Here is a 14,859-nt window from a genome sequence, read left to right on the forward strand (position 1 = left end):
GAGAGCGCTCGCTGCAAAATTACCGTGGCATACGCGATTTATGACTCGTGCCTGTTGACTCCGCGTCGCCATGTGTCATCCAATAGATCGGTCATCGCGCCATTTGGGCGTCGATTAAGCATAGGGATGGGCTCTTCCATGTTCATCCGCACATCCACCGAAATGCCAAGGCACGTCGTGGCCAGACGCCGCTGCGCTTCTGCCTGCACTCCGGTTATGCGGGCATGGCCGATTCGGCAGCAATCGAGTCTCATCGAAGCCCATGAATTTCGTCACACGCGCTCTTCCCGCCACCTCGAGGACCGCGCCGCAGGGCCACATCTTAGCAGTCTAGCAACGAGAGTAAACGTGGCGGAAGCTCTGGAGTAGATGCGAAGTTCATGGCACCTGAAAGCACATCTCCCCACAGAAAAGTCAGCAGCGGTGCGATTACGGCCAAAGCGATCAAGGATCTGGGACTTCCAGAGATTCATGGAGAGCCTCACGATGTCGTTCGCGGATATGGTCTTCTTGCCGAAGTCATCGGCCGCATTCGTGGTATGAAGCCAATTTCGGCTTTCCAAAAGCAGCGATTACCTGACGCGATCGCTACGTTGGTCGCCGCGTGGTCTGCGATCACTCCACCAGGAAACGCTTCAGAGCTCCTCGCGGCTGGTGTTGATGTCAGCCTTGCCGACGCATGGCTGTCATGGCTGCTTAGCCAACCGCCCGTGGCGTCTCGCATGGGGCCACAGGCAAGCGCAACGCATTCCGCCCTGTTGCGCTACCTGGCGAATGTTGAGCGCCTGACCAACTTGCGCGGGCTCGCCAGCGCGGACCTCAAAGGGGGTTCTCGCATCACCCTCGCGTTACTGCGCAACGGCGACTTTCGACCACTGCTGATCGCGCGCCCTCGTCGTCCTGTCGTGCTGCTGTCGATCCCATTGTCGAATAGCGCAAAGCGCAAGCGCATTGTCTTGGCATGCATTGATTGCCTTGTCGATGACGTTGGTGATGCCATCGCAGTACCAAAACCGCCCATTGTGGTGATGAATCATGAGGCGTTTTTCGACGATCAGCGAGAACCTTGCTTTGACTTCGACGTTGATGCTTGGGATGCGTTGCTCGGATCGTGGAGCACGGATGAAACGATGTCATGGGCTGCATTCATCCAGACATTCGAGCACCGTTGGGTGGACGCGTTTGGCAAGACCATCGAAGAGGCCCCAACACTGTTTGGTCGCTCCAGTCTGGCAGTTGAAGCCCATGTATTTGACATGGATGCAGTTCAGATTAGCGCAGTTGGCGAGATCTACTCTGCCCTCGCGCGCCAGCGCCACATTCCACCGCTGATTGCACAGGTGCTCACACCCGCCGCACCAGCGCGGGTTTGCCTCGAGACATCCCCGCGTGGTGAATTTCTTGGCCACATGGACACGCGCGGTGGCGGTGGTGCGCGGGTGTCGTTCCCGCTGGACCCGACACAACGGCTTGCAGCGGTCACGGCCGCTGCGCTTGGGCCTGCTTCGGAGCCGGCCATCGTGCCAGTCAACGGACCGCCGGGCACCGGTAAAACCAGTTTTCTACGCGCCGTGCTCGCGTCGTGGTGGGTCAGTGCAGCCTACGAAGGTCGCGCTTTCCCGCCCGTGGTTATCGCTACCGGCGCGACGAACAAAGCGATCTCGAACGTCATTGATGCGTTCGGTGATGTTGCAGATCCGACCCTCGGCGAATCGATCACGTCGCGCTGGCTGCCCGGGTTGCCGAGTTACGGATGGATCTGCCCATCGCAGACGGCGGCCACGAACTATCCGCAGCTCATGCACTTGACGGTTACCGGATCGAACGCCACTGCATCGGGTGCGGCCGCTCCATTCGCCCGCATGGCCGCGATCGAACTCGATTCCCTGGTTGAAGGCTACGTCTGCGCGGCGCGATCGTTGTTTTCGGGAACCGACATCGAGTCCGTCAACCACGCGGTCACGCACCTGCATGCTCAGATCAAGAAACGCGTCGAGTCCATGCGGCAGGAGCAGCGTGGATTTTCAAGCATCGTCGAGCGGTTATGCGTCATCGCCGAGCACGTTCGTGCATGGCCGCCAACGGCGCGTCGCTGCATGTCGGCCGAACATCAATCCAGTGAAGCTGAGCTTGCGTCGGCCAAGTCGCGCATCGCGCATTTTCAGACCTCGGAGCGCGCGGTCCAGTCTTGGCTGGCATCCGATCCATCGGGCCGTCTTTCGGCGCTTGGATTCGCGCCTCGGTTACGCGCGTGGTTGCTCCGTCGCAGCACTGCGGCGCATGAGCAAGCAGAACGACACGCCATGACGGCCTTGGCGGCGCATGGGACTCCCATGCCATCGACGCGACAGGAAGGTCAGCGACTGTTGGCTACAATCATCGCGGATCGCGCCGGTTTTGCGGCACAGGTGACATCGCTTGAACAACGGCTTCTGCAGATCAGCAAACAGGCGGCCGCACGCGCGGCGTTACGCCATGATTTGAGCCGTGTCATTGAGATGCTCCCGATCACACTGCGCTCGGGCTCCGGCCGCAGGTACGTCTGGCATGTGCTGCACGGCCGAGGCGGAGCCGTCCCGGCACTTTGGCAGGCATTCGACGAGTACCAGGATGGCACCTATCGGTTTGCCTTGTTCCACCTGTCCGCGCGCTATTGGGAGGGGCGGTGGCTGAGCCGGGCGCTGGCCTTGCGCGCTGATGAGCCAGTTGACCATGGCTCCGACCTGCAGGTGTTCGCGATGCTCGGTGTGGTATTCGTCAGCACGCTCTTGAAACTGCCAGCGTTGCTGCGGGCAGGCAGTGCCGACATCCTGGTGATGGATGAAACCGGGCAATGCCTGCCGCAATCCGCTCTTGGCTATCTGGCCGGCGTGCGGCATGCGCTGCTGGTTGGCGATGTCGAGCAGCTTCAACCAGTCTCCGAGATTTCAGAGCCGCAAAGCCTCGCCCTCGCTATGCGATCCGAGCTGGAGTGGCGCGCGCTACCGGATGCATTGTGCGCGAGTCGCGGTTCAATGATGCGCGCTGCCCAGCGTGCTGCATCGTTCACCGATGGGCGGTCGACGCCGGGTGTCAGCCTGCTGTACCACTATCGTTGCCACCCATGGATCATCGGCTACTGCAACGCGCTTCTGTACGGCGGCGCGATCCACGCACAGCGCCACGTTTCTGCACGTGGGCCGCTCCCGCCACTGGCTTGGGTCGATGTTCGTGGTGCGCCTGCCAAATCAGGATCATCCTGGACGAACGAAAACGAAGCCCGCGAGATCGCGTCATGGTTGCGCGAGGCCTTGCCAGGATTGCAGCGCGCCTATGGCGGCAAAGATCCTTCTCAAATCGTGGCTGTGATCACGCCCTTGGGTGCCCAGGCCCAATTGCTGCGCCACGTCCTCAAGGATGTGCTCGGAGACGCCGCCGACGGTATGACCATCGGTACGGTGCATGCCTTGCAGGGCGCGGAATGTCCTGTCGTCGCGTTCAGCATGGTGCAAAGCACCGCGGAAGGGAACAGATCGCTCTTTGCAGACCGGGACGGCGGTCACTTGATGAATGTAGCGGTCTCGCGCGCAAAGGACAGCTTCATCCTGTTTGGTGACCGACGCAGTTGGAGTGCTGCGATGGAGACCACGCCACGATCTCCGATCGGTCAGCTCGGTGCCGCGATGACAAAGCCTGGCGAACGGCTCTACCCCAACACAATCGTCGTGATTGAGGCGCCAGGCAAGGCACGCGCGGTACAGGCGGCCCTTGGATTCGATGCCAAGGTCATCGCTACCAAAGGAAGCCTTCAGGAGTTTCGCGGGATTGACGCAGCCGGCCAGATGCTCTGGGCCGAGCCGTCGCGCGAGTGGACGACTGCGATGGCCGCGTTTGACGATGCGCGCGAAATTGTAGTCGCCACGGACGATGATCTCGCCGGCGAGCTGATCGGCTGGCAAGCAGCGCGCTGGGTCATTGAACACTGGGGCCGTACCCCGTCCATTCGCCGCATGCGCTTCCACAGCGTAGAACACCACGAGCTGCGCCAAGCTTTCGCGACGCGAGGTGACCGATTTGACGGGGCCATGCTCCGCGCAGCCTTGGTTCGGGCCTGCGCGTCCGGACTGGACATCGATGACTATCGAGCCAAGCTGCCCGGTGAGCCTTACGTGCGTCCGCACGGTCGCGCCATTCTTGCGTTGGTGCGAGCGATGCAACTCGATCCTGCATGGATCGTCATGGCGCACCACAAAGATGAGGCAACAGGGAGGATCACCGAAGGTTTTTTGGCCAGCGCGCCGTCTTCGTTGGCGCCACCGCGCCGTTTTGCTTCCGAAGCGGATGCATTGACTGCGATTCGTGAGAGCAAGCAGATGAATCTTGCCGAGCAGCCGCTGCGAGCGCTTACGCCCGTCAACCAAGTGCCGGCGCTATATCCAGCCAACACGACATTGCGCGTGCTGTCGGTTGCCGCGCAAGAATTGCGCCTCGCGCCCTGGGAAACGCAGGATGAACTCAACGCCTTATACCAAGAAGGTGCGCGGTGATGGCGGCACCGATGTTCGCGTATCCATTCACGCGCGCTGAGGCTGAGCGGGCGCTACGCGATGTGCCGATGAACAGTCTGTGTTCACGCTGTGGCGCTGTGGGTCACCGCCTCGCGGCAACGCTGCGTGGACCCTGTAGCGAGGAGGCGCGCGCCTTGCTCCGAGACGGATTCAAGGTGTCGGCGCCGGCGACGCTCGAAATGATCGCAGCGCGGATTTACCCGACAATGCCGATCGAGCATCCGGTGGACCGTCTGTACCCTGATGCCCCCTTCGTCCGGCTGCTGGCTGTGGGCACGGCGATCGAGCAGCTACCCAACGTGGTCGATCTATCGTGGTCAATGGCCTGGTCCGCGGCGATGCTGGATCGCGAGGTCAACACGGTGCTGGCGCTCGCTGCGGTTGCCCTCTGGTTGACTCGACAAGGCGCGGATGGAGAGCGCTGGATCCGCGATGCCATCGCCAGCGACATCCGGGCGTCCTTGTAATGGCTGGCACGACCTACTCGCGCAGCGGTGGTCGGCGGATTCTTCCGGGAAGCTGGGCCTATGTTCGATCGCGAGGAACGATTCCACCTGGCCAAATCCTTGCCCCTGAAGATCGGTTTGCCTACGACGCTGCTGATGCTGAAACACGCTCCGCATTCGACACGCTGGCGCTCCAGCCGGCGACTCGACCGCCCGAGTTCCTTGTTTTCGCGCTGGCGCGTGGCGCCGATGCTTTGCCCGACTATCCAGGTGCTTCGGATGGATTGGACGGCAAGGCATCATACCCGCCGAATGCGCGTCTCCCGGAAGGTGTCACTGAGGAACGTTTTGAAGAGGAATTGCGCCTTCGGCCCGGCGAACTCGAGCAGCGTGTTCTTCCGGCTTTTCATGGCATGATCGACCGCACCATGCTTGATGTTGGCGCGATCCTCTATCGCACGGTCGGGCTGTTGGTCGACGCCAAGAACCTCCATGATGGCGTGACCACCCATGATGGCGTGATCACCAATCGGCTGATTGGCGATGGGCTGTACTTTGAACGAAGGTCACCCAACAGCTATACGAGCGAGTCGGAATGGCGCGCATCGATGGCGGTACTGAAGGAATGGAACGGCGACTTCGGATACATCATGGTGCGGCTGAAACACACCACGCCAGCCATCACTGGTCAGGTTTCACTTCAAAGACTCCCGCGCATGGGACCGCGCATGGTGCTTCCTGGCGGCGGATCGCAGGTCTACATCCCGCATCTATGTCTTGAAGATGTCGAGGTGGTGCTCTCGGATGGATCAGTTGGCGCACTGGCAGCGCATAGCCTGTCAGACATAATCCATGAGACGCGATTTGGGTCCGATGGTGCTTCACTGTGAGTGATGCCCACCCGATGCTGCAACCGACGGACTGGTCCGTCACGCCCGAGTCCTTGCTCGGCGAGATCCCTGCGCGCCGACAACAGGTCTATGCACTGATCTGGGACATGACGGTAGCGTGCATGATGCGCCCGCCGCGACTTATCCATCAGCGCGCAGTGCTCGAACTCGATGGTGCGGCGCTCGGATTCGCAACGCTGGCGGCAGACCCGACGATGTTGGGCTACTGGCAGACTCGCCAGGATTGGCCGCACCGCACGTGGCCTCTGTGCGGTGCACTGCCGGGGCGCGATGGCCGCGTGGTACTCGACATGCTGCCGGTGAATGCGAGCGCGTGCACGATGGCGACCCTGCTTGCGCGCATGGAGCAACACCGCGTTGGAACGCCAGCATCCACGGCACCACTGCTGCAAACGCTATGCGGTGCTGATGATGATGCGCATGCCTCGCGTGGCGGCCGGCCGCCTCTGTTGCACCTTGAGTACGACGCTGATGGTCTACCTGTCGCGTTGACCGAATCCGGGAGCGTGTTGCTGGGCCGCATCGAGGCGGCTGGTATCAGCACCGACGCAGATTGTGAAGCGGCGCGTGCCGCGCTGCTCGATCGTGTTGAAGCCGGCCAGCTTGGAACACGGCAAGCCATGGAGTCACTCGGCTTCGCCGGGGAGCCACGGCTTGATGGGCTGTGCGCCGAGATTGATGCCGCAATCGCCGAGTGGGAAGGGACGCGCCGGCCGACCCTCAAGGAACTTGAAACGGAGCAGGCCGAGCCGCCGCGGACACCGGGCTTCCCCGCAGGGATGGACCCCGAAGCCCTACTGCCCGCCGAGCATCCGCTGCGGGCGTACCGCATGGCGATGGAGAAAGCACTCGCAGCCTCTCACCCGCACTGGGCGACACGCCGGGTACGTGATCAGGCCGCGTTGCGATATGCATGGATCGTTGCGCACCCGCCCGAGGGCATTCCGCACGACGTGCTTTCGCCGGCCGCCGCTCCCTACAGCGCGATGACTCGATGGCTGGTGGGACTTGATCCAACACAGCTTTGGTTGCCCGTAACAGGAGGATTCAAGTAGTCTGAGTCTCACGCCCCGCCCTTGCCGTCGGTTCCAGACCGGCGCTTCGGGCGGTTCGGCGCACAGCGCCTGGCGACACGTTCGCGGTTCAGCGACCGGCGGTGCTGCGGCAGCGCGATGACCTGCGCTTCCGCCACCGCGCCGAGATCTCCCCGCGCGTTGATTCCCCCGCTCATCGGGGTATTTGAAGCGATCAAGCGCAGACCTTCGCGCTCGATATTGATGGCCGCGTTGTCGTCGCGGTCGTGCTCAATGTCGCAGGCTGGACAGGTCCAGCGGCGCTGGTGGAGCTGCAGCGCGTTGTTGACCGCTCCGCACACCGAGCAGGTCTTGCTCGATGGGTACCAGCGATCGACCACACTGAGCTGGCGCCCGGCCCAGCGGGCCTTGTCCCCCAAGGGGACTTCCTTCGGGGCGTAGTCGATCTGGCGCCTGAGTTCTCCGGGCGCGGCGTTGGCCACGGAGCGCCTGAAGCCGCGGCGCCCCATGCCGCGCGCCATGGCCTTCACCGCCAGATCCTCGATGGCGATGACCTGCGCGCTGCGCACGATGGTGGTGGTGGCGCGGTGCAGCGCCTCGCGGCGCACGGCGCCGATGCGTGCATGCAGCGTACGCCTGGCGGTGCCGTTTGAAGAAGTGCGACAGGTACAGCACCGGCTTGTGCAGCACGCCGCGCTCGGTGAGCAGGAAAGTGATCAGCAGCCGGCCGACGCGCCCGTTGCCGTCGAGGAACGGGTGAATCGTCTCGAACTGCACGTGGGCGAGCGCGATCTTCACCAGCGGCTGCAGCTCGTCGTGCGCGTGCAGGAACTTTTCCAGGTCCCCCAGCACCTCCGGTATCGCGTGATGCGGCGGCGGCACGAAGGTCGCGGTGGTGAGCGTGCAGCCGGCCGGGCCGATCCAGTTCTGGCTGGTGCGCAGCTCGCCGGGCTGCAACCGGCCGCCACGCACGCCGCGCATCAGTTCGGCGTGGATCTCGCGAATCAGGCGCACCGACACCGGCAGCTCGCCCAGCCGCGCCAGGCCGTGCTTCATCGCCCGCACGTAGTTGACCACCTCGTCCACGTCGCGCGGCAGGTTCTGATCGAACAGTTGCGCCTCGGCCGCCAGCAGGTCCTGCAGCGAGCTCTGTGTCCCCTCGATCTGGCTGGAGAGCACCGCCTCCTTGCGCACATACATGAAAACAAAGAGGTCAGGGTTCGGCAGCGTCAGCACCGACCCGTCGAGGCGACCCGGCGCGCGGTCGGCGGCCGACAGCAGCGCGTGAAGCTCGCCGCCGAGCGCCAAAGGCGGCTGCGGCGGCAGTGGCGCCGGCATGAAGGCCCGATAACCCGTCGGTTGGGTAACGTAGCGGCCCGAACGCGTGGAGACCTCGGCGGTGGACGGCATACCGGGACTTCAGATTTTGGTACCCGTCTGCTGATGGCCGCAGCGCGCTGCAAAGCATGGCCAGAGTGGCGTTTGCGTACCATGACGGCCACCCTTGCCGGCCAAACATCAGCGCGAATCTGGTGTGAGGTTACGCGATTTATTTTTCTCAATGAAATATATAAAATTCATAGTTACAGTACCAAATATCATCCCAGCAATGAAAGAAGTAAAATCTTTCTTAGCCACTAGGGTTATTAGAGATCCAACTGCAACCAGTAAAACTGTAAAAATATATGCCCAAAACAGTGTCTTTTTCATAACATCCACCCATTCGAGTTAATTACGTGATTTTAGCCCGAGCACACCCAGGAAACCTCCGCAACAAGCATTTACGAGCTTGTTGCGGATGCAAGCCATCCTTGGCTTGCGGACGATCTGAACTTGTTCAGATGGTTAGGCATCGCCCGACCTGATTCGCGTTGAAGTTCAGCCGGCGGGGGTGGCAGGCATGGCGCGCAAACGCCGCTCGGGCCAGGCTTTGCAGCGCGCTGCGGCCACCAGCAAGCGAGGCACCAGAATCTTGAGGTCGAAACGGCGGTTGAAACGCCAGGCGGCCTCGGCGAGGTAACGATGCGCATAGGCTGCCCACGTGCACACGCTGTACGCGCGCGGCACCAGCGCAGTGGCATGGCTTGGGCAGTTTGCTGGCGTGCAGCTCGCGGTAAGCGATGACTAGGAAATTGCCGCACCCGGCGGCGGTGTCCAACCAGGTCAGCGTCGGCAGGCGATCGTAGAGCGCCCGCAGCGTGGCCTTGGTGCGCTTGGGCGCATGCAGCTCGGCGCGCAAGTCATCCAGGCACAGCGGATTGATGACGCGCAGGATGTTGCGCTCGCTGGTGTAGTGCGCGCCCAGCTCGCGCCGGGTCGCCTGCCGCTTGTCATGCGGGTGGTGTTGCTCCAGCACGCCTTGGAACATCGCGCCGAAGATGGCCGGGGAGATGCCGCTCCAGTCCAGTTCCGCGCATTCCAGCAGCAGGGCGCGCAGGTCATGGTCGAAGGCCGGGATGCGTGCCGACTCGGCGAACAGGCTGCCGTTGATGTACTCGAAGGCGGCCAGGTCTTCGTCCAGCGTCGATTGGCGTTTATCGCGCGGCTGATCCAGCACCTGAAACAACTGCGTCAGCAGGGCGCCCAGGTCCTTGCCATCGGCGCGGCTGCGCTGCACCAGCCGGGTGAACTGGCGGTTTTCACCAAAGATGCCGGTGGCGTCGGCGAAGAAACAAAACAGCAGCCGGGTCATGAACACTTCAAGGTCATGGCCGGTGAAGCGCGCGTCCAGCAGGGCTTGGTGCAAGCGCGAAACCTGATAGGCCGCCTTGCGGTCGATCTTCGATTCTTCGGCGATCTCGGCGGGTTCACCTTCCAGCAGAAAGCCGAACCAGTCGGCCCGCTTGGAAAGCTGCGCCAGCGCGCATTCGTGCGTGGTGTCGTTGCGCAGGTCGGTCAGCCGGAAGCGCGCGAAGTCGGACGTGATGATGTAGCGCGGGCGCTCGGCTTCGGGCAGCGCGGTGAAGTAATCGGCGGCCTGATTGAAGGCGGCGTCCAGGCTCTTGCCCCTGCTCTTGTGTTCGACGATCAGCTTGCCGGGAATGAAGCTGTCGATGAAGCCGTGGCCGCCGCCAATCTTCGCCACCTGCTTTTCGTAGATGGTGGCGGATTCGGGCCGGATGCCGAAGCATTCATAGAACCGCGCCCAGAACAGCTTGGCGTCGGCATTCTCGCGCGTCGCATCCTGCCATTGCTTGGCAAAGGCTGCGAGATTACTGCGCGCCTGGTTACGCGTGATCTTGCTCATGGCGCCGGATCCATCATCCGTCGAATCAGCTGGCTCTGCATGGTGGCAAGCTCCTGTCCAAGGCGGTCGTTTTGTTCACGCAGTGCTTTCAGTTCGCCCTGGATGCGTGCCACGTCGAGCGTGGTGGCCCGTGCTGTATCCAGGTCCGCCTGTATTTGCATGATGCGATCATTCGCGGCCTGCAGGCGGGTTTCCGAGATGCTGGCGCGCTGCTCTGCCTTGGCAGCACTCTCGTACGCGGCGTCACGTTCCGCGGACGCTGAGGCCGTGAGTGCTTCGATCTGCTGGTTTTCCCGGCGCAAATCATCGATTTGCCCGTTCGCAGTGGCCAGCGCGCCACGCAGATCGTGCTCGAGCGCCTGCTGGGTCGCTGCGCGCGCCAGCTGCTCGGTCAGCCTGCTTTCTGCGTGTTCCTGTGCCTTGGACAGCACGGCTGCTTCCAGGCGGGCCTCTTCCGCCTGCGCGCGCCAACGGTCGCGTTCTTTCGCGAGGGTGGTGCGCTCGGCGGAGGCCTGCGCCTGCAGCGTCTTGTGCGCCTCGCGCTGTGCCTTGATCTCGGCCTGGGCGCTGACCAACGATGATTCGGCTGCGTGCGCGCGTTCCACGGCGGTGGCCTGGGCCTTCTCGGCGCGATCAAGCCGTCGTGACAGATCTACCGCCTGCTCCTTGATGGCCACCAGCTCGGCGCGCTGCTGCTCGGCCGTGGCCTCGACCTCGGTGGCGCGCTGCTCGATGGCCACCCGCAGACGGGCCAGTTCCGCCCGTGGTGCTTCCAGCGTCGAATCGGCCGCGCGCTGGGCGTCCCGCACGCACTGACCCCAGAGCTCCACCAACGCCGGCGGGACGCCGGGGACCTCGGGCGGCGGCGTGCCGCCCCAACGCCGGCGCAGATCCGCACGGAAAAACTGGCGCACGGCGGGGTGGATCACATTCGGTGAGCCCTGGCCGCCGTTGACGTAGCGGATCGCGTCGACGGTCGGCTGCAGGCCGGCCTCGACCAGCCGGTAGGCGATCTCGGCCACGACCGCGGCCTCGAGGCGGACGGCCTCGCCGCCGTGTTCCGTCAGCCAGAGGCGGCGGATCGCATCCTTGCGGGCCTGATCGGTCCCTTCGTCCGGGGGCGCGGCGGTGGCTTCATGGGCGTCGCTCACGGCGCGGTGGCCTCGGGCTCCGGCACTGGCACCGGTTCGGCGTGGGCCGATGCTGGCGTCAAGGTCGCGGCTTGGGCGATCAGGTAGCCGACGCCGGCGATCTTGTGATCGTGCTTTGACTCGCATGAGGCCAAATGGCTGCGCACGATGCGCCGCAGGCGCTGGGCATCGAATCCAGGTTTGAACTCGATCAGCAGCGGCGGCAATGCGGATCCATAGAACAAGGCCTCGGCCAGCTGCGTGTACGCATTGCCACGCCAGAACGCCTCGGGAATGGCTTCCGGCGGCAGCAGGAGGCGCGTGGTGCCGAAAGCCATCTCGACATCGGTGATGAGTGCGGCATCGGCGGCAAGTGCTGGCGTCTTCGAATGGGTCTGCACGGCGGCGGCCTCGAGGTTAAAGGTAGACATTTAGTGCGCCGAAAGATCGATATTTGGTGACATGATGATGTTAGCACGGAGTTTAGGCTATTGCTAGCGCATTGCTACGCCATATCCATAGATAGCCAATAATTAAACTTATGGCGGAATATATATATTGCATTCCTTGCATCATGCGCCCATTTGCGCGACGATCAGACCCACCGCCGACCTGCATCTGCGGTGACCGATTACATGAAGGAGAGCTGCCATGACCACCCCGCATTTCGCGATGGTCGACCTGCCGTTCGAAGGCGAGCTGCGCTGGGGCACCCGCACGGCGGCCGCGCTGCGCGACGAAAGCACCGCCGATCCTGCCGGCGGCGTGCGCGTGTTCTATGGCGCGGCCAGCCGTGACATCGAGGAACCCACGCGCCAGGACCTCGCGGCCGGCGCCTACACGTTGCTGCAGATGCCCTCGTTCAAACGCCACGTGCACGTGTTCGCGAGAGCGTCGTCGTCGCGCAAGCATTACTGGCTGCTGTGGGAGGGAAAGAACCAGCTGCGTGAGGTGGAGCACGCCCAGCTGGCCCAAACCTTTACCGCGATCCACGCCTTCCAGGGCACGTCGAAGACGTCTTTCCGCAAGGCGCTGATCGAGGTCAGTCCCACGCGAGCCGGTACCGATCCGACGCCATTCTTGGATCAACTGATCAAGCGTCTGAACGTCCTGGTTGTTGGCGGCACCTCGATCAGTCACGTCGTGCACCTGCCCGCTACGCTGGTGATCGGTCGCGCCTCCGACCCCCAGGATGATGCCGGGGTACAGAGCTTCCGCGAATCCCTGCTCGAGCTGGACTGGCCTGATTCCCAGGCCGTCGGTCGTCAACTCGGCAGCACCGGCTCAGGTGCCGAGTCGCGGGTCAGCCGCGAGCGGACGGCCGGCACGCTGTTCGGCGTCTGGGCGGGTCGTACACGCGGGGGGCACCGCCATCCGTCGTTCCAGTTCCTGCCCAGTGGATCCGTCAACCCGCGCCTTCCGGAGTTGCTCGATGCGCTCGCGCGCCAGCCCGGCTTGACGCCAGCGGTCGATAAAACCGGTTGGGAGCGTGCGTTCTGGCTGTACCAGCCGCGCGGACGGCTGAGCGCCCAGGCGTTGGCGCTGCGCGCGGCCGCCCCCGCCCAGGTGCGCGCCGACCCGGCGCGCTTCGCCGCCCTGGACACCGCCGCCCGGACGCCGGCGGAGGTGTTTGCGTCGGATCCGCAGGCGGTCATCGACCTAGCGCGCGACGATGCCGCCGCGCTGGTGCCACCGGATGCGTCACCTGACGCGTCGGCGGAGGTGGCGGTGGCGCATGGCTGAGGGCGATCTCGTCGACCAGCTGAGGACCTACGCGCTCACCGCCGGGTCGACGGGTTGGCGCATCTACTGGGACGTCTACGGGCCGCGAACCCCGCACCCGCACCCGGATGGACGCATGGCGCTGATGCAGGACGTGCCCCCGGGAAACGTCGGGCGAGGCGGTTTGTTTCTGGCCACGACGACCGATGGGGCGGCCTGGGAAACCTTGCTGCGCGACCTGCAACCAAGGAACGGGCAGATCTACCTGCCCCGTGCCGCGCTCATCGGCCGCTCCCTGGTCCAGCTGCGCGCGCGGGTCGACGTGCCGCTGGTCGATCTGACCTGGCCGGCCCGCCGCAACCTGTTCGTCGATCGCGACGCGACGTCGCAGGCCGACGTCAACGCACTGTGGAAGTTGATTCTGGAATCCCCCGATCACACGCAATCGCACCATGCCGCCGCCGAACTCGCGGTCCTGGCCACCGATCTCGGGCTCTCGTTTGCGGGCGCGACCTGGCTGTCGGCGCAGGACCAGGGCGCCAAGGTCCACCTGCTCTACGCGCCCCCGTACGACCCGGCCGGCTGGGACGTGGTCGGTGATCCGATCGCGCTGCCCTCCCCCGCCGGCGTCGCGGCGATGCGCCATGCGGCCGAGGCCGCGCACATGACCCTGGTGCTCACCGGCAGCACGCGCTTGCCCAGCGAGGACGATGACCCGTGAACGGTAACGAATTGCTGGTGGTCGACAGTCTCAACGGCCTCATCGGCTGCGAACCTGTGGCCGTGCACGCCCTCGCCGAGGCGCCACGCGCGCTGTCGGCCACTGAGGCGCTCGAGCGCCTGAGCGTCTGGCAGGCAGACTTCGAGGCCGCTCAGGCACCGGCCACGGTCAAGGCGGTACGCGCGGACTGGGGCCAGTACCTGGACTGGTGCGAAAGCGCCGGGCACGCCCCCCTGCCGGCGTCGGTGGAGCAGCTGGCCGCCTTTCTCACCAACGCGATCGACCGCGGTCGCAAGCGGACCACGATCAACCGCTACCTCTACACGGTCTCGCTGATCCATGACGCCGCGGGCCTGGCCAATCCGGCCAAGGATCGGCGCTGGAAGCTTACCTGGAAGGCGCTGGCCAAACGCCTCAAGGCCAGCGGCGGTGGCTTCCGCAAGCAGGCCGGCGCGCTGGTGGAGAAGGATGTGGCGAGGATACTGGCCACGATGGGGGACGATCCGCGCAGCTTGCGGGACGCCGCCCTACTCAGCCTCGCCTCTGACTCCCTGCTGCGCGAGGCCGAGCTGGTCGCGATCAAGGTCGAACACCTGCAGCCCGACGCGCACCGCGAGACCTGGAGCGTGTGGGTACCTTTCTCCAAGACCGACCAAGAGGGCCAAGGCGACGACTATCGCCATGTATCTGCCGCCACCCTCACCCGCATACGCCGCTGGCTCGCTGCGGCCGACATCACCGAAGGCTACGTGTTCCGGCCGATCGGCGGTCGCAAACGCGCGGAAGTTGTCCAGGCCGAGGCCGAATGTCGCGAACCACCGGTGCTTGGCCTGACCGCGAAAGAAGTCGCCCGGATCTTCAGGCAACGCGCCGCCGCCGCCGGCCTCGATCACGCCTGGACCATCAGTGGGCACTCGACCCGTATTGGCACCGCCAACGATCTGATGCGCGACGGCGCCTCGACCGGCGAAATCCAGCTCGCCGGTGGCTGGAAGGGGGCGGAGATGGTGATCGCCTACACGCGCAAGTCGCGCGCCGGCAACAACGCCGTGGCCAGGCTGCGACGGTCCAATGCGGCCGGTGACTAAGGCCCCGCGCGGG

At 64.2% G+C, this 14,859-nt stretch carries 11 protein-coding genes and 3 pseudogenes; 7 read left to right on the forward strand and 7 right to left on the reverse strand.

Translation table 11 applies throughout. The features are described 5' to 3' along the window. Window positions 1–380 precede the first annotated feature (380 nt). The 4 genes from Mschef_RS16585 (at window position 381) to Mschef_RS17870 (ending at window position 6,959) form a co-directional block, all read left to right on the forward strand. Entirely contained in the window at window positions 381–4,526 is a 4,146-nt protein-coding gene (locus Mschef_RS16585) for a DEAD/DEAH box helicase family protein (RefSeq protein ID WP_081130330.1), read from the forward strand. A 176-nt stretch (window positions 4,527–4,702) separates the two neighbouring features. Next, the gene (locus Mschef_RS17985) at window positions 4,703–5,014 is read left to right on the forward strand and encodes a hypothetical protein (RefSeq protein WP_136256317.1); all 312 of its coding nucleotides are present in this window, start codon (window positions 4,703–4,705) and stop codon (window positions 5,012–5,014) included. Continuing rightward, the gene (locus Mschef_RS17500) at window positions 5,014–5,883 is read left to right on the forward strand and encodes a hypothetical protein (RefSeq protein ID WP_136256318.1); all 870 of its coding nucleotides are present in this window, start codon (window positions 5,014–5,016) and stop codon (window positions 5,881–5,883) included. Before Mschef_RS17985 ends, Mschef_RS17500 begins: the two co-directional genes overlap by 1 nt. Window positions 5,884–6,410: 527 nt before the next feature. Beyond that, the gene (locus Mschef_RS17870) at window positions 6,411–6,959 is read left to right on the forward strand and encodes a hypothetical protein (RefSeq protein ID WP_168708864.1); all 549 of its coding nucleotides are present in this window, start codon (window positions 6,411–6,413) and stop codon (window positions 6,957–6,959) included. A gap of 8 nt (window positions 6,960–6,967) precedes the next feature. On the opposite strand, the gene Mschef_RS18505 is transcribed toward Mschef_RS17870, so the two are convergent. The 7 genes and pseudogenes from Mschef_RS18505 to Mschef_RS16625 form a co-directional block, all read right to left on the reverse strand. Then, window positions 6,968–7,546 (reverse strand): RNA-guided endonuclease InsQ/TnpB family protein, encoded by a 579-nt coding sequence (locus Mschef_RS18505; RefSeq protein WP_425486745.1) that lies wholly within the window; start codon window positions 7,544–7,546, stop codon window positions 6,968–6,970. A 22-nt stretch (window positions 7,547–7,568) separates the two neighbouring features. Beyond that, window positions 7,569–8,348: pseudogene (locus tag Mschef_RS16610) on the reverse strand (Fic family protein); the annotation flags it as partial. A 108-nt stretch (window positions 8,349–8,456) separates the two neighbouring features. Further along, window positions 8,457–8,648 carry a hypothetical protein gene (locus Mschef_RS17505; protein ID WP_136256255.1) on the reverse strand — a complete coding sequence of 64 codons (192 nt, stop codon included), beginning with the start codon at window positions 8,646–8,648 and terminating at the stop codon, window positions 8,457–8,459. Window positions 8,649–8,816: 168 nt separating this feature from the next. Further along, window positions 8,817–8,975, reverse strand: a pseudogene (locus tag Mschef_RS17510) (IS1595 family transposase); the annotation flags it as partial. 73 nt (window positions 8,976–9,048) lie between these two features. Beyond that, a pseudogene (locus Mschef_RS18340) lies at window positions 9,049–10,185 on the reverse strand (type IIL restriction-modification enzyme MmeI); the annotation flags it as partial. Beyond that, window positions 10,182–11,336, reverse strand: a complete 1,155-nt coding sequence (locus tag Mschef_RS16620; protein ID WP_168708830.1) for a DNA-binding protein — start codon at window positions 11,334–11,336, stop codon at window positions 10,182–10,184. The pseudogene Mschef_RS18340 and the gene Mschef_RS16620, both read right to left, overlap by 4 nt. After that, window positions 11,333–11,746: a hypothetical protein gene (locus Mschef_RS16625; protein ID WP_176212484.1), complete on the reverse strand. Its 414-nt coding sequence runs from the start codon at window positions 11,744–11,746 to the stop codon at window positions 11,333–11,335. Before Mschef_RS16625 ends, Mschef_RS16620 begins: the two co-directional genes overlap by 4 nt. A 220-nt stretch (window positions 11,747–11,966) precedes the next feature. On the opposite strand from Mschef_RS16625, the gene Mschef_RS16630 reads away from it, so the two are divergent. From Mschef_RS16630 to Mschef_RS16640, 3 genes are read left to right on the forward strand one after another with little or no spacing between them, the layout of a single operon-like run. Further along, on the forward strand, window positions 11,967–13,058 hold the full coding sequence (locus tag Mschef_RS16630) for a hypothetical protein (protein ID WP_081130337.1): 1,092 nt from the start codon (window positions 11,967–11,969) through the stop codon (window positions 13,056–13,058). Continuing rightward, window positions 13,051–13,758 (forward strand): hypothetical protein, encoded by a 708-nt coding sequence (locus Mschef_RS16635; protein ID WP_081130338.1) that lies wholly within the window; start codon window positions 13,051–13,053, stop codon window positions 13,756–13,758. Before Mschef_RS16630 ends, Mschef_RS16635 begins: the two co-directional genes overlap by 8 nt. Next, window positions 13,755–14,846 (forward strand): tyrosine-type recombinase/integrase, encoded by a 1,092-nt coding sequence (locus tag Mschef_RS16640; protein WP_081130339.1) that lies wholly within the window; start codon window positions 13,755–13,757, stop codon window positions 14,844–14,846. Before Mschef_RS16635 ends, Mschef_RS16640 begins: the two co-directional genes overlap by 4 nt. Window positions 14,847–14,859 lie beyond the last annotated feature (13 nt).

The sequence above is a fragment of the Metallibacterium scheffleri genome (assembly GCF_002077135.1).
In the GTDB taxonomy this organism is placed as follows: domain Bacteria; phylum Pseudomonadota; class Gammaproteobacteria; order Xanthomonadales; family Rhodanobacteraceae; genus Metallibacterium; species Metallibacterium scheffleri.

Coding starts and splice junctions, on each gene's coding strand:
- Mschef_RS16585 (WP_081130330.1), top strand. CDS start 381: ATGGCACCTGAAAGCACATCTCCCCACAGAAAAGTCAGCAGCGGTGCG.
- Mschef_RS17505 (WP_136256255.1), bottom strand. CDS start 8,648: ATGAAAAAGACACTGTTTTGGGCATATATTTTTACAGTTTTACTGGTT.
- Mschef_RS16630 (WP_081130337.1), top strand. CDS start 11,967: ATGACCACCCCGCATTTCGCGATGGTCGACCTGCCGTTCGAAGGCGAG.
- Mschef_RS16625 (WP_176212484.1), bottom strand. CDS start 11,746: ATGTCTACCTTTAACCTCGAGGCCGCCGCCGTGCAGACCCATTCGAAG.
- Mschef_RS16635 (WP_081130338.1), top strand. CDS start 13,051: ATGGCTGAGGGCGATCTCGTCGACCAGCTGAGGACCTACGCGCTCACC.
- Mschef_RS17500 (WP_136256318.1), top strand. CDS start 5,014: ATGGCTGGCACGACCTACTCGCGCAGCGGTGGTCGGCGGATTCTTCCG.